Here is a 16,844-nt window from a genome sequence, read left to right as displayed (position 1 = left end):
TTATGCTTTTAGAACTTAAAGTTTCAAATTTTGCGATCATCGAAAATCTGCACATCGTTTTCAAAGATGGATTGAACATCCTATCGGGTGAAACGGGCGCAGGTAAATCCGTTCTCTTGAAAAGCTTGTCGCTTCTTATGGGTGGCAAAGGTTCCAGCGATACCATTCGCACAGGGGCCTCCCAAGCAACTATAGAGGGCTCTTTCGATATCAGCAAACGTCACGACATCTTAGCCAATCTTAAAGACATGGGTATCGATGCTGACGAAGACGTGCTGATCGTTCGCCGTGTTTTAAGCAACGGTGATAAATCTAAAGTTTACTTGAACGGTTCATTAAGCACTTTGAACAGCCTTCGTGACATCGTGGCTCCATTGGTTGAGCTTGCGGGACACTCTGCTCCCCTGATCGAAATGACAGGTCAGCATGAAAACCGCAACTTGATGTCTAAGGCCTATCACTTGGATCTTTTAGATCAGTACGCAGGAACTTGGGACAAGCGCCTGTTGTTCACTGAAAAGTACAATCGCTATCACGCGATTTTCGAAGAAATCAAAAAACTTGAAAGCGATGCCAAACAAAAGGCGCAACGCTTGGATTTCTTGATCTATCAACGTGACGAGATCGCAAATCTAGATCTTTCCCCTGGTGAAGACCTGGAACTTGAAACTGAAGTTAAAAAACTTAAAAACGCCAACCGCATTGGTTCTTTCGTGGATCAAGCAGAGGCTGCTCTTTACACGGATGATGACTCTGCGATCAGCCGTTTGAAAATGGTTTTGAAAAAAGGCCTTGAGATCTCTGGCGTTGATCCTCAGATCGGTGCCAAGCTTGAACTTTTGGAACAAGCTCAAGCCTTGATCGATGAAAGCGTTTACGAGCTTCGTAATTACGCGAACAAGATCGATGCTGATCCTCAACGTCTGGAAGAAGTTGAAGGCCGTTTAAGCGATCTTCGCAAGCTGCAAAAGAAATACGGCACATCTGTGAACGATATCTTGAAAGCTTTGATGGAGATGGAAATTGAAATCTCTAATCTACAAAACTCTGACGTAAAAATTGAATCTTTGCGCAAAGAAGCCGCGGTTCTTTTAAAAGAGCTAGAAACTTTGGGCCAAGACCTTCACAAACGTCGCCTGAAAGGTGCAGACCTTTTGGCTGACAGCGTGAATGCGGAGCTTTCTGATTTGAATATGAAAGGTGTGACTTTCCACGTTCATATCGAAAAAATGGCTGACATCAGCTCCACAGGTTTAAGTGATGTTGAATTCCTAAGCCAAACTTCATCCAAAGACGTCAAACGTCCTTTGGCAAAGTTTGCCTCTGGCGGTGAGTTGAGCCGTATCTTGTTGTCACTAAAACGCGTTGTGGGTTCTAGCAATCAACCGCGCACTTATCTGTTCGACGAAGTCGACACAGGTGTGTCTGGTGAAACAGCTGAAAAAGTCGGTCGCAAACTTAAGACTATTGCAAAAGGTCAGCAAGTTATCTGCGTGACTCACTTGCCTCAAGTCGCAGCGTTTGGCGATACACATTTCTTTATCCAAAAATCTCCACAAAAAGACTCTGTCGCTATGATGGTGTCTGAGCTTAAACAAAAAGATCGTGTTCAAGAGATTGCTCGTTTGATTTCAGGCGAGAAGATTTCTAAAACGTCCCTAGCTCACGCCGAACAACTCTTGGTCGAGGCCAAGTAAGAGTTTGTGAACAAACACTGCCACCGGTAGTGCCCCATTCAGATCCTCCTCTTAGAATGATTGTATTCAAAAGTTCTAACAGGAGGATTCGCAATGATTCTGGTGATGGGTGCTACTGGACATGTTGGCTCTAAAGTCGCAACGGATTTACTTTCTCAAGGGCACGATGTCCGAGTCCTTGCCCGACACTTTGATAATCCTGAACAATTTGATGGCGCCGAAATCATGACCGGAGACGCCAATAGCGTCGATACGATGATGCGTGCCGTGCGCGGTTGCAGCTCCGTTTTCACGATCATCCCCCCGAATATGAAAGCCCTCGAACAGCGATTCAATGCCAACAAACTGGGTGAGGTGATCGCTGAAGCCATCGAGGAAGAAGGCATCCGTAAAGTCGTGAATCTTAGCAGCGCCGGAGCTGACCTTGAGAGCGGCACAGGCCCCGTTTTGGCCCTGCACGATCAAGAAGAGCGCCTGAACAGAATCTCGGGTTTAGATATCATGCATCTGCGCCCCGCCTATTACATGGAAAACCTTATCAATGAGATCCCGACAATCCTTGTAATGGATAAAATTTTTGGGATTATCCCCGAAGATGCTCCGGTTGATCTGGTGGCGACTAAAGACGTCGCTGCCCGCGCGGCCTTCCTCCTTTCTAATCCAAACTTCCGCTCTCACAATGTCGAATACATTTTAGGCGAGCGCACCCTCACTTATCGCGAAATCGCCCGGGTTTTAGGGCAAACCATTGGCAAGCCAACCCTGGAATATGCCGAGGTGCCCGATGTGGAGCTTCGCAATTACATGATCGGTGCTGGGATGTCTGAAAGTGTCGCTGATTCCCTACTGGAATTAGATCACGCGGCTGGGAACGGTCTCATAGCCGGATCCTATGCCCGCGACAAAAATAACTCGTCTGTGACGTCCATTGAAAAGTTTGCGCGGACAGCATTCTTGGATGCGTATAACCAGGCGTTAACAGCTCAAAATGCACGACGTTCGAGCTCAAGCTCTTACGACGCTCATCCCTAAAAAATTGCTTATTTTGGGGTTTTAATCTGTTGATTTCCACTTAGTTTTCATTCAGAACCGTACAACTCTAAAAAAGGTTCTGAATGACGAAGTGGTTGGTTCTTATTTGCATTTTAACGATCTCTCAAGGAAGCCTCGCCGCTGAACCTACGGGTTGGTGGTCTGTTTCCCCTGAGCAGGTTGCGGGTGCACCTTGCAAGAATCGCCGTTCGCCAAGTGACGCTGAAATGCTGAGCTTTTTGCAGCCTTCAAGTCTCAATAAAAAATCCGAGAATCTTTTTGGGATCTCTTTTAAAGATGAAGATCCAGAGTTGTTACAGCTTTTCCGCGACCTGCACTCCTACGATATCAGCATGAAGGATGCGAAGCCTCTGGTGCTGAAATCTTCGTGCAACAAAGTCGTCTGCTCTGCGCAGTCCATCTATGGATCCCGCGTGGGATTGCAAATTCTGTACATGCTAAAACGCTATGGCTTTAACGGCTCTCACCTGCGCACGACAAATGCGTCCCAGTGGAGATCCGATGAACTTGACGACGTGTTAACTGCATTGGCTGACTACCCGATGGAGCTTTATCCATTGGACTACAATCGCAAACTTGTTCACGTTAAGCGTGGTTCACGCATGAAACTTCCTGGAGGAGAGAGCGTTGCGAACTCCCTGATGGAAATCTATGACATGTGGAATGAGATCACCCAAATGGAACGCCAGCAAACATTGCTGCACGAGTTAGGGCATGTGGTAGCTCGTAAAGACAATGTGGATGATTCAGCACCGTGGCTGAAGGTTGCAGGCTGGCAGGAGCGCATCCGTACTATCGGAGGCCGTCCCGTCACTGATTATACTTTGGTGAATCCATCCAAAGCTGTGTCTTCTTACGGTAAAACAAATCCCCGCGAAGATTTCGCTGAAACAGTTGTGGCGTATCGCTTTAACGGTGCGAACCTTAAGGTCCGCCAACCTGAAAAGTATGAATTCCTAAAACTTCGCGTATTTGACGAAAAAGAATATCTTTCAGCTCAAGCCTGCCTGACTTCAAAATCACGCACTGAAACCAAGAAAGTCGCTAACGACATCTTGTTCGCAGGCGCTGTGGCAAAAGCTAAAAAGAACGCGAACGACTTAAGCTCTAAGTTCGTGGGTCAAGCTCAAGACATCTGCCTTGAAACTTTAGCTAAAGTCATGATGGATGAGTCAGGCACTGCTAGTAACTGTACTAGCCGTGCACTACAGCGCTTGCAATTGGTTAAAGCCAGCAAACGTAACAAATTGGACGGCTCATTGTTGAGTGAACAACAGCTGAATTCCATCGCGTTTTCAGGCAACACCGAATCTGACTTCAGCAAACGTGTTCGCACTAAGTTTTCATCTGACGTAGCTAAAAGCTTTACTTCAGATTTCCGTGACTCCGTTCACAGAGGTTCTTGTGCAACGTGGGCTAAAGATGCTCACATGTTCTTTACGTCCAGTCCTTTGATGGCGAAATTTACGTCTCAAGACCGCAATTACTTCTATAAAAACCAACGCCGCGAGAATATGAGCGATTTCTTCAATCGCGTGTGCCAAACGACTCGCCAAAACGCAGGACGACTTGATTTAGGAATTCTCCAAAACTTACCATAAGAGGATGAAGAAGTATCTTTGTCCACTCTTGGTTTTGTTTGGAGTATCCTGTATGCACAAGTTCCCTCAAGATTATCCCCGCGCAAATAAAAAACCTCAAATCATGGAAAAGTTCGGTGACTCTAGAACCGACAACTATTTCTGGATGCGTGATCGCGAAAATCCCGAAGTCATTGATTACCTTAACAAGGAAAATGACTACACGAAAAAAGTAATGGCTCCAGTCAAAGACCTGCAAGAGCAGATCTTCCAAGAGATGAAGGGTCGTATCAAAGAAGACGAATCCAGCTATCCTGCAAAAATGGGCAGCTACATGTACGCTTCTCGCTATGAAATCGGCCAGCAGTATCCCCTGTTCGTACGTACTAAAATCGCCGGTGGCACTGAGGAAATCATTCTGAACGAGCCGGAACTTTCTAAAGGTCACAGCTATTTTGATACAACGGGACCGCGTATCAGTCCGAATGAAATGCTCATGGCTTACGGCGAGGACACTGTCGGCCGTCGCTTTTATAATTTCCGTTTTAAAGATTTGAAAACCGGAAAATTACTGCCCAATGTGATCGAAAAAACCACAGGCAATTTGGTGTGGGCTGATGACAACGAAACTGTTTTCTATGCTCAACAAAATCCAGAAACTTTGCGCTCTGAAAAAATCTATCGTTACAACCTTAAGACGCAGAAATCAGAACTGATCTTTCACGAAAAAGATGAAACGTTCAGCTGTTATGTTTCAAAGTCTTTAAGCCGCAAATACATATACATCTCTTCGCATGCGACACTTTCGAGCGAAGCGCAGTACTTGCCAGCGAATAAACCGAATGAATCCTTCAAGCTCTTTGCGGCCCGCCAAAAAGAACTTGAATACGGTGTGAACGATGATGGTGAGCAGTTTTACATCACAACCAACAAAGATGCGAAAAACTACCGTGTGATGACGGCAAAACCGGGTCACACAGCGATGAGTGAGTGGAAAGAACTGATCCCTCACCGCCAGGACACTTATATTTCTGATATCACGGTGTTTAAGCATAATATCGTTTTGGACATCCGTCGTAACGGCTTAACTGAAATTGAGATCAGAGATATCCACGGCAACAACCCGTATATCATTCCGTTCTCTGATCAAAGCTTCATGGCAAGTGTCGGTGACAATCGTGAGTTCGATACCGATACATTGCGTTTCGAATATGAATCGATGCGCTTGCCTCCAAGTGTTTACGACATCAACTTGAAATCTCACGAACAAGTTTTGCGCAAAACTCGCGAGGCTCCTGGATTCGATCCTAATAAGTACCGCACTGAAAGACTTTTCATCGCAGGTCGTGACGGAGTTAAAATTCCTGTTTCGTTGCTAATGAAAAAAGACTTCCACGCCGATGGCTCCGCACCAATGTTGGTTTACGGTTACGGCTCTTACGGCGCAAACATGGACCCTTGGTTCAGTTCTTCATTTTACAGCTTGATCGATCGTGGATTTGTTTTCGCGAAGGCTCACATCCGTGGCGGCTCTGAAATGGGTCGCGAATGGTACGACACAGGTCGCACCACTAAAAAGATGAACACGTTCTATGACTTCATCGATGTGACTGAAGGTCTTTTGAAACAACAGTATGCTAAAAAAGGCCATGTGTATGCGATGGGTGGCAGTGCTGGCGGATTGTTGGTGGGAGCTGTGGCAAATCTTCGCCCAGACCTGTATCACGGCATCGTGGCTCAAGTGCCCTTCGTTGATGTTATCACAACAATGCTTGATGAAACGATTCCACTGACAACAGGTGAATACGATCAATGGGGTAATCCCAACGAACAAGAAGCCTACAACTACATCCGCACTTACTCCCCGTACGACAATGTGAAAGATCAAAAGTATCCAAACATTCTAGTGACGACAGGACTGCATGACTCCCAAGTACAATACTGGGAACCTGCAAAATGGGTTTCAAAGCTGCGCGACCATAACCAAAGTGATTCCGTCATCTTGTTGAAAACGGATATGGACGCGGGTCACGGTGGAGCATCTGGACGTTTTGATGCTTTGAAGGACACAGCACTTGAGTTCGCCTTTATATTGCAGATGGAAGGTAGGAAGTAATTTCCTGGTCTGGAAATGCCCGTTTCCAGACCACTTTGATAGACGAAATTTCTGTTTAAACTTAGACTTAAAGTTATGAATAAGACGTTTCTAACTTTAAGTCTGATCCTCTCAGTTCAAGCTCACGCGCAAAAAGATAATTCGTGCTCGGATATGGCCGCTTATACTTGCTCCTCGATTGGTGCCAGTGACGGCACTTCTGTTGGCAGCGTGCAATCTAGTAAATCTGAATTTGCCGAAAAATTGAAAACGGATACATTCCCCGCGGTACAAAAAGCCTTCATCAAAAAAGTGGCGTCTTTGCCTATCGATGAAAAAGCCCGTACTGCGATCTTGGCAAAATTCAACGGCATGAAGTTTTCAACAGCGTGTGAACAACTCGGCAACACTTTGGATGAATCCCTTTATCCAAATGCGTTCTACACTCACTCGGATAATACCTTCTATCTTTGCAAGGCAAAACCAGGAATGTCTGAGTTTGTCGCGGCTAAAATGATCGCCGATGAACTTTCCGAAATGATCAACCCTTGTGGCATGGACAGCATCATCCGCCGTCCTAAAGACAAATCTTTAGAGCAAGGTGAACAGGCTTACCCGATTAAAGGCATGATCTCTTGCTTGCGCTCTGATAAATCAGTGGGTGCAAAACGCGACAATAGCGCTCCCTTTCAAGAGGCTGGCTTTTGCATGAATGATCAAGTTACCAGAGCTTTCTCGGATTGGATGACAACTGAGGTTGTGACTGAGTATATCTCTCAGAAATATTCAAATCTTTCTTCATCTCAATGGCGCCAAGGTGTTGCCAACGCTTACCGCGATGAATGCTCCTTCGGTAGACCTGATGATGGCTTTACCGACAATCCAGAGTTTAAACTCAGAGTGAATGGCGTTATCGCTGCAAACCCGACATTAAGAAAAAAAATCAGCTGCTATGATTCCAGCAAATACTTGTACTGTGATGCCAACAATCCAGACGGTATTGCCAAAGCTATTGGTGCTCCGAAAGCAGCCGGGCCTAGCACAGATATCTTAAGCACTCCTTCCGATGCAAAAGGAGGAGCTCAATAATGAAATACTTAATCACTCTTCTGCTTTTGATTCCGGCTCTTGCTTGGTCTGCTCCGCAAAAGCCGACAGTTCAAAGACGTGCAGCTGCACCGAAAACATCTCCTAAGAAAGCCACGGCATTTAATGGCTTCCGCGTAGTGGTTGTATTTGGTGGGCAAAAAAATTACTTCACCGTTTGGCAGGATTCTCGCGGTAAGTTCTATGCTTACAGCAAAGGTGGATCGCCGACGATTGGTAGCATCTCTGATCCAAACTTCAATGCTTTGACAGCGCAAAGTCGTCAAATCGCATCTCTAAAAGGATCTAACGTTGCAACCTGCCCTCGCGCGAACATTCAGCTGTATCACGGCAATCGTTATGTGCAGGGAACTTGTATTGGTTTGAAAAACCAAACAGCGATGAGCATGACCCAATTGGCAAACATACTTGCGACGATGCAGTAGCCTATCGATAACGAGCGCATTTTATAAATGCGCTCGATCTTTTCTAAGATTTAAATACGAAATTAAATAGAACGTAAAAAATGATGATTGAGCCGAGGAACGAAAAGAAATAAAGGTTCCAATAGCTCCAGCGTTGCCATTTCTTTAATAGCACCCAAACCAATGCATAAATCAGTGTCGGCAGAACTAAGACTTTAAAAATGTCTTCGGGTGAGTGCGCATGCAAAGTGTTCGGAATCCCCACGAATACTTTTCCAGTATAGCGGCTGTAAAGCGCGATCAAATTGAAGGGATTTAGGATGATAAGAACAATCGTCCAAAGGAACTCACGTACGAAAATTTGGCGTTCAGTTTTCATAGTCTTAATCTACCCTAGTTCGTTTAGGTCCACCAATCTTTACCCCGATGTACGAGGAAATCATGACTCCAATACCGTAAAAGGTCGCGGTCGAATCAAATTTATCGATGACACTCCAAAAGAACATAAAGCCACAGTAACAGCTCGAAAGAAAAGCGCCCATCATAAACCAAATTTCAAATTTTCCTGGTCGATTACGTGCTGGCATGTTTTGAGTATAACTCAAATAAATGCGAATTTAAAACATCCAACTGTTTATGCAGGACTTACTTACTGATTGCTTTCAAAAGCGCACAAGGGTTGCCCACAGATTTCATAGCTGTTTTGTAGGCTTCGGGCTTTAGATCTTGCAGATTTTTATCGAGATCAATCTTAAGAGGTTCGACTTGCGAAGCAATCGCCGGTGCGATCTTAACAGATGTCACAAAGCTATCATACACTTCACAGGTAACACGCGAAGCACAGTTGTGAATCGCCTTGGTTAAGACTGGAAGATCCGCTTTAGCGATCGTTTGCTTGCTCCAGCTTTTCTTGGCGTTGTCTTTGGCCTGTTGAAGCTTCTCTTCAAGACCTTCGGTTTTGATATTGCACTTTTTAATCGCGGGATGACTCGGATCATTGATAGCCACTCGGGCGACGATCACGATTTGTTTTAGACTATCCAATTCACGCAACGGCATTTTTGCCAGGGATGGTAGTGATACTGCGAATGTTGTTATGAAGATCCAAACTGCTTTCAAGCTGTAACTCCGTCTACAACTTTATTGTCCCCGATAACCACATCCCTCACAAAATGATTTCTAGACAGGGATGAATATTTCTTCAAACCCCTGTCCAGAATATTTACACAATCTGTAAACTACATGAGCTTTCTAAGGACGTAGTGCAAGATACCGCCATTTTTAAGATATTCGATCTCAACAGCTGTATCGACACGAGACTTCACTTTAATCTCCTCAACTTTACCATTCGAACGAGTGATGCGAACCACGATATCTTGTTGTGGCTTCATCGTCTCGATTCCCATGATGTCGAGGACTTCTGTTCCGTCCAACTGCAATGTTTTGCGGTCCATACCAGGATGGAATTGCAATGGCAGAACACCCATACCTACTAAGTTAGATCTGTGAATACGCTCGAAGCTTTCAGCGATAACTGCACGGATACCCAAAAGCGTAGTACCTTTGGCTGCCCAGTCACGGGAAGAACCTGTACCGTATTCTTTACCAGCAACTACAACTAGCGGAGTCTTATCAGCTTGGTATTTTACCGAAGCATCAAAGATCGCCATCTGTTCGCCTGTCGGCACGTACTTCGTCATACCGCCTTCAACACCTTGAAGCATTTCATTCTTGATACGGATATTTGCGAAAGTACCACGCACCATCACATCATCATTACCACGGCGTGAACCGTAAGAGTTGAAGTCGACAGGTTGCACGCCTTTGCTGATCAAGTATCTGCCCGCTGGAGAATCTTTTTTAATACTGCCCGCTGGAGAGATATGGTCCGTCGTAATCGAATCACCCAAAATCGCTAGGACGCGAGCGCCAGAAACTGAAGACAGTCCTTTTGGCGTTTTTTGCATGCCGACGAAGTATGGTGGATTTTTGATATATGTACTGTCATCCCATGAATATGTTTGTGAAGACGTCGTTTGGATTTTCTTCCAATCTTCAGTTCCATCAAACACATTGTCATAGCGATTTCTAAACATTTTAGTTTCAACAGTTTTATTAACGATATCGTAGATCTCTTGGTTCGTTGGCCAAATATCATCCAGATAAACTGGTTTACCGTGAGCGTCCTCGCCAATCGGATCTTTAGCGATATCTAGTTGCATCGTTCCTGCCAAAGCATAAGCCACAACCAACATTGGCGACGCCAAGTAGTTCGCTTTCACGTGAGGATTGATACGACCTTCAAAGTTACGATTTCCCGAAAGAACAGAGGCTACTACCAAGTTGCCTTTTTCCACCGCGTGACCGATATGTTCTGGAAGTGGACCTGAGTTACCGATACAAGTCGTGCAACCATAACCCACAAGGTTGAAGCCCAAATGATCCAAGTACTTTTGCAAGCCCGCAGTTTCAAGATAATCAGTTACGACCTGAGATCCCGGAGCCAAAGATGTTTTCACCCAAGGTTTAACTTTCAAACCTTTTTCCACAGCTTTTTTTGCAACCAATCCCGCACCCATCATCACTGATGGATTTGAAGTATTCGTACAGCTTGTGATCGCTGCGATCACAACATCACCGTGACCTAGGCTGTAGTTTTCACCCTCAACCGCAGCATGATGTTTGTCTTTTGCTACATGATCAGCACCGATGCTAAATCCAGAAGTAAGCTGCGCCGTAAAATCACTTGCCGCTTTATCCAACAAGACACGGTCTTGAGGACGCTTAGGACCAGCCAACGATGGAACCACATCAGCCATGTTCAATTTCAATGTATCGTGGAAAAAGAAATTCTCGTCGTCATTCGTGCGCCACATGCCAGTCTCTTTAGCATAAGCTTCCACAAGTGCGATTGTTTCAGGATCACGACCTGAAACTCTTAGGTATTTCATTGTCTCTTCATCGATTGGGAAGAAACCACAGGTTGCACCATACTCTGGCGCCATGTTCGCGATCGTTGCACGGTCCGCAAGGGACATGCCTTCCAAACCAGGGCCGTAGAACTCAACGAATTTACCCACAACGCCTTTTTTACGAAGCATTTGAGTCACTGTTAGAACCAAGTCCGTCGCTGTTGTGCCCTCTTTAAGTTTGCCTTCCAAACGGAAGCCAATCACTTCAGGAATCAACATGGAAAGAGGTTGTCCAAGCATCACGGCCTCAGCCTCGATACCACCGACACCCCAACCAAGAGCTGCCAAACCATTTACCATTGTTGTATGGGAATCAGTTCCCACCAACGTATCTGGGAATGCGTATTCGCCATGGTGGCCTTTTGCATTCCAGATAGATTTCGCCAAAGCTTCCAGATTCACCTGATGGCAAATACCTGTGCCCGGAGGAACCACGCGGAAGTTATGAAATGCACGCTGTCCCCATTTAAGGAAAACATAGCGCTCGTGATTACGTTGGAATTCCATATTCACGTTTTCTTGAAAGCTCGAAGGATTACCAAAGGAGTCCACCATCACCGAGTGATCGATCACCAAATCCACTGGAACCAGAGGATTGATTTTCGTTGGATCGCCACCCAAAGATTTCATAGCATCGCGCATTGCTGCCAAGTCAACGACTGCGGGAACACCCGTAAAGTCTTGCATCAACACGCGTGCAGGAAAAAAAGAAATTTCTCGAGAAAGAGATTCTTTGTTAAGGCTAAGTAGAGAATCAATGTCTTCCTTAGTGACGTGAAGACCGTCTTCGTGACGAAGAAGATTTTCCAACAACACTTTGAGAGAGTTTGGAAGACGTTTGAGGTTTGGATGCGAAATCTTCTTTTGATTGAAGATGGTGTATTCCTTCGCACCGACTTTAAGTTTGTCTTTTGTTTTAAAGCTGTCTTTTGACTGTACTAACATGAGAGACTCCTGTGCCTTTAATTCCACTCCCCGCGGAGGATTTTATCAAGCCAAAAGGCACCTATCTGGGTTTTCACATCGGTTACTTTACCCTGCTGAATAAGCGACATGAGTTCTTGAGGAGCGATCTCAATTACCTCGAGAAATTCACCCTCATCAAGCTGTTGCTGAGTTTTGCTGAGGTCTTTTGCGAGATACAAATCGATTTGCTCGTTCGAGTATCCAATAACTGGATGAATGGCTGTAAGAAACTTCCAATCGTTCGCGATGTAACCCGTTTCTTCACTAAGCTCACGTTTTGCTGTGACCAAGCTGTCTTCACCGCGGTCACGTTTTCCAGCGGGAAATTCCAACATCACTTGTTTTACGGCGTGACGATACTGGTGAACCATCACGACATTGCCATTCGGAAGTAGCGGAATCATCATCGCCGCCCCTGGATGTAGAATGTATTCGCGATGATAGATTTTTCCGTTGGGTGCTTGAACTTGATCCTGCTCAATTTTCAGGAATCGTCCTTTAAACACTTGTCTTGATGAGATCGTTTTTTCTTCGAGATGTTTCATTCAAACAGGATGACATGCTCGACTTAAGTCAGTCACGGCCTTTGTCCAAAGAAAAATAAACAAGCTTGCCGCTGTTTTCGGATTCTTCCATTCTTATAAGTGCATGTAATTCGTAAGCATTATGATCAGGAGGATCTATGCAGTTCTTTAGAAGAGCGGGCTTATTTTCCGCATCCACGCTCATCGCCACTTTGTTTTTGATTCAAACCGCAAATGCAGCACCAGCACCTCGTGGCTTGAGCCGTAATGCGATCAGTGGTGTTTCTTCATTTGGTTTGGCGTTCTCTGTGGTGACGGCAGGTCAGAATGATATGAACTCTGTTATCGATGCGAACAACACAGCAAACGGTGCCAACACAAAAAATCTTGGCTCTGCCTACGAAATTGCGGGAACTTGGGCTTACCGTTTTGGCGGTACTGACTATGCCTTCGTTTTGAGACCAGGTTACTTCATGCAATCACAGACAGGATCTGGAACTGGCGGTGATTATGATTATAAATTAGATGGTTTCACAGTATTTCCGATGATGCGCCTTTACCCTCTGGAAAATGCCTTTATCCACTTCTTCCTTCAAGGTGGCGTCGGCTACGGACTACTTAAAGGTGAAATCAAAGCCGGACCTAATGATTTGAAATTTGATGGTTCTGCATTCGGTGCCATCGTCGGCATGGGCGTGGATTTTTGCTTTACGGAATCACACTGCTTAACAGTCGAAGGCAATGCTCGCTATTTACCAATCGAAAGAAATACGACAAGCGGTGGTAACTGTTCTGGTACTGCAATTGATGGAATCACTCAGTGCGGTGGCAGCCAAGAGGTTGAACACAACTATACTGACTTAAGAACGACAATGTCAGGTATTCAAGGCCTCATCGGCTACACGATGAATTTCTAATTATTTGATCTTCGCTTTTTTAAGCTCAGCGATAATGACCTTCGCTGATTTCACAGAGGGGCGCTCATCACGGGCTCCCCTTTTGCTTTCTAAGGGCTCAACCCCCATCAACATCGAAATAAACTGCGACGTTCTGGCTGCGGTATTAAAAATCGCTACAGGATTTTTATTCGGAGAGTACGTCAACTCACTCTCTTTCGCCAATAATCCCGCTGCGGGTCCTAGAGCGTACACCGGAACTGAACTCCCATTGGCTTCACGATATTGACGAGCCAATACAGTTTCCGTCAAATTCAACTCTTTAAGAGGTCCCAAGACATCGATCATCTCTGGTGCTTGCAAAAGAGTGCGCAATAATTCCGCGTTCAAGCTCGTGTATCCTGTCGAATCAACGATCATGTCACCTTCGGCTGTGCGAACCACGCCTTCTTTATCTTTAGAGGTCACGCGGAAACGCCCGTTCGCAAGCTGCTCGACTTTTTCAACGTAGCCTGGGACGCCTTCGATACGATTCTTTTCATATTGCGGAACGATCTTAGGCAAGTAACGATCCCAACCACCTTGGGACTCGATATATTCTTGAGCGGTTTTAAAGTTATTGCCCACCCAGTGAGTCTTAAAGCCTCTAGGCATTTTTACGTTCTTATCAGAGTAAGCTTCAATCGCAATACGTGATCCATCACCATTACCGATCAAGATCACATCACGTGGCAACTGCACACCCATTTTTTGTTCACGAGCTTGCTTGATTGCTACCAAAAAACTATCGGTGCTCATGATCGGCTTCAAACCGGCTTCTACTGTCGCTTCGGCGTGGAAAGAGGCAAAGGCTTTTTGATATTCAACGTCTTTAACCTTCGTTCCGATTTCACCCAAACCAGTACCTAACAAAAGATTCTTAGCGCGAATCGTGATGCCATTATCTGTCGTAATCAAAAGCTCAGAACCTGGGCCTTTTTCCACAGAGACCACGCGAGTGCCAAGCAAAACAGGCACGCCCGATACATACTGCTGAGCTTGAATATGCGCTGCTAGCTGAGAAGAGTGAGCATACACACTGGAAGTCATGTTCGCCATGCTGCCAAAGCCGCCTGGGAAATCGTGCATAGAGATATTAGAAGCCTCTACGCTGTTGATATAGAAATCTTTTTCCGCAAAGGTCTTAGCGACATAGTCCGTTTTTTCTACGACCAAAGATTTAGCATTCGTACGTCCCAATACCAAAGAAGCCGCCGCACACTGAGGCCCCGCACCCACGCACAGGAAATCAAGCTCAATCACTTTGCCTTTATTTTGCTTTTTAAAAGCCTCTGACTGGCGCTTAAAATCATCCATCATAAAGCGCGATACTTTTTGCGATTCCTTTTGCTCTTTCAGGGCGATAACGAGGTCTTTACCCTCAGGGATGGGCTTGCCATTGCTTTCTTTAAAAGGGCTTTGTGCAAAGACCGAGGAGCAGGAAGGAGCCGTAGCGAATGCCGCTGAGGTCACCAGCGATATAGACATCAACAATGTAAAGAACACGGCCTTCAACATACGTACTCCCAATAGACGTAAGAATCCGACCTGGAGAGAGCAACTATAGTGCCGGGATCAGATAGAATTAATTGTCTATGGAGTCGATGAATGTAAAGAGTTTCGACAGCGGAACCGCAAAAGGGCTGACAGGGAATAAAAAAAGCCCCCTTCGGAGGGGGCTTTTAGGAAGCTATTTGGGGTTACAAGGAGTGCCCGGAGCCTCAAGGCCACAGACAAAGTTCGTTTGCCCGTCGTAACCTTTCACCGTTCCGACCCATTTACCTTCGCCGTCTTTTTCCAACACCATGTAACCGTGGTTGGAAGGAAGGATATTAAAGCCTGCTGGGATCAACTTACGAGTGGCAGCATCATAGTAATCCAGAGCCGTTCCACCCTCACCGATCACCACATGAACTGGGCGATTCGCTGCCGTTGAAATCTGCGTGTTATGAATGTGACCCGCAAATACCATTTTTACTTTTTTTGGAAGTGGCATTTCCTTGGTCAAAGTTTGCATGTTCAAGTTCACAGGCAAAACCGCAGCTGGGCCATTCCAATTTGGTGACAATCCCCAAATAGGTCTGTGCGTGATCAACCATACTTCAGTTTCTGGGCGCTCTTTCAAAGTCGCTAGCATCTTGCGATAGTGCGCTCTCCACACTGCCATCTCCGGACCTTTAGGATCTAGCTTTTGATCTGACAAAGTCGCGTTATCGAAGTTTACGATCAACAAATTGCCGAAGCTTGTGTAGCGAGTGTTTTGAAACTGTGGGCAAGAGCTCTCTCCCAACGGTGTCAACATGCGGCTGAAGCCTTCGTGCGCACGAGCACAGTCTTCATGATTTCCACGTACGAAAATAAACGGCTTTGTTTGCAACAAGGAAGCCGCTGGAGAGATGAAGTCAGCTTCCCAAGGGCGATAGCCATACCCCAAAGTATCTTTGAACGGAGCGCACTTTACTGGATCTGTGCAAGTTTCACGGTAGTGGTAATCACCCACGTGAACGATCAGATCAGCACTCTCTTTATCGATAGCTTTTACGATACGTGCAAAGGGCCACTCTTGAGGATTATTGCAGTCTTGGAAGTAATTGCCTTTCAAACGGCAACCCGTATCACCAAAAATGATAATACGTTTTGGAGTTTCAGGAATTGCAATTTGGCGTTCACCCACCACAACTGTTTTTGCATCCTCGGGAAGAGTCGCTTCACAGACCGTAGCCGTATCAAATTTATTTGGCTGCAACGTCAGAATTGTCGTCTCTTTACCATTAGAGACATGCGCATCCTGACATTTGCCATCTTTAGGAGCGATAGTTCTAACGAAAGACGTGTTCGCATCAGCCAAGCCCACATACGTTAAATTTTCCGCGCGATCCTGTGCTTTATGCGCACAAGCCGCCAAGAATAGTAAACCAACAATGGCGGAATTTTTTAACAAATGCATCTCTAGTTCCCCTCAACTTTGTTTTTCGCTTTTTGTTGTTTCAACTCAAGCTCACACATTTTCACTTTCGTTTCGTACTCATCCTGACGTTTGATCAAAGTGTCTTTGTAACCTTTGAAACGATCGATACGATCACGAAGGCCTTCTTCGGTAACACCGACGATGTCTTTTTTGTTCTCGACACCAATTTTAGAAAAATCTTCCTCTGAAGTGACGTAAGTACGAGCTTCCGTCCAACGCATTTTTCCATCACCGTTATTTTCTGTTTCGCCCATTTGGATGCGGCAATCGCGAAGCACACCGTACATACCGCGGTTATCTAGATAGCGAGGACCACCGAATACGCGAGCTTCCAGGTCGTACACTTCGTTTTCTAAAGTACGAAGTTGTTCATTCATTTGAACTTTACGCTGATAAACCATATCGCCATCTTTGATACCGATATTACCGCTACCAACAGGCGCAGCATTCTCAAGCTTTGTATCGACTTTTTCTGCTTTATTACGATTTGTTGAACAAGCCACAAAAGACAATGAGGCAAGAACGATTAATAGAAAACGCATT

14 protein-coding genes are annotated in these 16,844 nt (G+C 45.5%); 7 read left to right on the top strand and 7 right to left on the bottom strand.

Going from position 1 to position 16,844, the window contains the following annotated elements; all coding sequences use genetic code 11:
- The first annotated feature begins 2 nt into the window (after positions 1–2).
- From recN to ACLVWP_RS03090, 6 genes are all read left to right on the top strand, one after another.
- Complete coding sequence (recN, locus tag ACLVWP_RS03115) at positions 3–1,697, top strand: DNA repair protein RecN (RefSeq protein WP_413560022.1); 1,695 nt, start codon at positions 3–5, stop codon at positions 1,695–1,697.
- 93 nt (positions 1,698–1,790) lie between these two features.
- Positions 1,791–2,729: an NAD(P)H-binding protein gene (locus ACLVWP_RS03110; protein ID WP_413560021.1), complete on the top strand. Its 939-nt coding sequence runs from the start codon at positions 1,791–1,793 to the stop codon at positions 2,727–2,729.
- 83 nt (positions 2,730–2,812) lie between these two features.
- The gene (locus ACLVWP_RS03105; protein ID WP_413560020.1) at positions 2,813–4,351 is read left to right on the top strand and encodes a hypothetical protein; all 1,539 of its coding nucleotides are present in this window, start codon (positions 2,813–2,815) and stop codon (positions 4,349–4,351) included.
- Positions 4,352–4,403: 52 nt separating this feature from the next.
- Positions 4,404–6,446, top strand: a complete 2,043-nt coding sequence (locus ACLVWP_RS03100) for a S9 family peptidase (protein WP_413560018.1) — start codon at positions 4,404–4,406, stop codon at positions 6,444–6,446.
- 75 nt (positions 6,447–6,521) lie between these two features.
- Positions 6,522–7,514, top strand: coding sequence for a hypothetical protein (locus ACLVWP_RS03095; protein WP_413560017.1), 993 nt, complete (start codon positions 6,522–6,524; stop codon positions 7,512–7,514).
- Positions 7,514–7,957, top strand: a complete 444-nt coding sequence (locus ACLVWP_RS03090; protein ID WP_413560016.1) for a hypothetical protein — start codon at positions 7,514–7,516, stop codon at positions 7,955–7,957. The genes ACLVWP_RS03095 and ACLVWP_RS03090 overlap by 1 nt, the downstream gene beginning before the upstream one ends.
- A 43-nt stretch (positions 7,958–8,000) precedes the next feature.
- Here ACLVWP_RS03090 and ACLVWP_RS03085 read toward each other — a convergent pair whose 3' ends face one another.
- From ACLVWP_RS03085 to ACLVWP_RS03070, 4 genes are all read right to left on the bottom strand, one after another.
- Complete coding sequence (locus ACLVWP_RS03085; protein ID WP_413560015.1) at positions 8,001–8,315, bottom strand: hypothetical protein; 315 nt, start codon at positions 8,313–8,315, stop codon at positions 8,001–8,003.
- Positions 8,316–8,581: 266 nt separating this feature from the next.
- The gene (locus ACLVWP_RS03080; RefSeq protein WP_413560014.1) at positions 8,582–9,055 is read right to left on the bottom strand and encodes a hypothetical protein; all 474 of its coding nucleotides are present in this window, start codon (positions 9,053–9,055) and stop codon (positions 8,582–8,584) included.
- 119 nt (positions 9,056–9,174) lie between these two features.
- Positions 9,175–11,853: an aconitate hydratase AcnA gene (acnA, locus tag ACLVWP_RS03075; protein ID WP_413560013.1), complete on the bottom strand. Its 2,679-nt coding sequence runs from the start codon at positions 11,851–11,853 to the stop codon at positions 9,175–9,177.
- A 17-nt stretch (positions 11,854–11,870) separates the two neighbouring features.
- Complete coding sequence (locus tag ACLVWP_RS03070) at positions 11,871–12,419, bottom strand: NUDIX domain-containing protein (RefSeq protein ID WP_413560012.1); 549 nt, start codon at positions 12,417–12,419, stop codon at positions 11,871–11,873.
- Between the two features lie 137 nt (positions 12,420–12,556).
- On the opposite strand from ACLVWP_RS03070, the gene ACLVWP_RS03065 reads away from it, so the two are divergent.
- On the top strand, positions 12,557–13,315 hold the full coding sequence (locus ACLVWP_RS03065; protein ID WP_413560011.1) for a hypothetical protein: 759 nt from the start codon (positions 12,557–12,559) through the stop codon (positions 13,313–13,315).
- On the opposite strand, the gene ACLVWP_RS03060 is transcribed toward ACLVWP_RS03065, so the two are convergent.
- The 3 genes from ACLVWP_RS03060 to ACLVWP_RS03050 all read right to left on the bottom strand — a co-directional run bounded on the left by ACLVWP_RS03060 (position 13,316) and on the right by ACLVWP_RS03050 (position 16,843).
- Positions 13,316–14,851, bottom strand: coding sequence for a hypothetical protein (locus ACLVWP_RS03060; protein WP_413560010.1), 1,536 nt, complete (start codon positions 14,849–14,851; stop codon positions 13,316–13,318).
- A gap of 172 nt (positions 14,852–15,023) precedes the next feature.
- Positions 15,024–16,280 carry a metallophosphoesterase gene (locus tag ACLVWP_RS03055; protein WP_413560008.1) on the bottom strand — a complete coding sequence of 419 codons (1,257 nt, stop codon included), beginning with the start codon at positions 16,278–16,280 and terminating at the stop codon, positions 15,024–15,026.
- A 2-nt stretch (positions 16,281–16,282) separates the two neighbouring features.
- On the bottom strand, positions 16,283–16,843 hold the full coding sequence (locus ACLVWP_RS03050) for a hypothetical protein (protein ID WP_413560007.1): 561 nt from the start codon (positions 16,841–16,843) through the stop codon (positions 16,283–16,285).
- Position 16,844 lies beyond the last annotated feature (1 nt).

The sequence above is a fragment of the Bdellovibrio sp. HCB209 genome (assembly GCF_047306065.1).
Classification (GTDB): Bacteria; Bdellovibrionota; Bdellovibrionia; order Bdellovibrionales; family Bdellovibrionaceae; genus Bdellovibrio.
The sequence above is the reverse complement of the archived record's forward strand: the minus strand, read 5'-3'. Positions and strand labels throughout refer to the sequence as shown.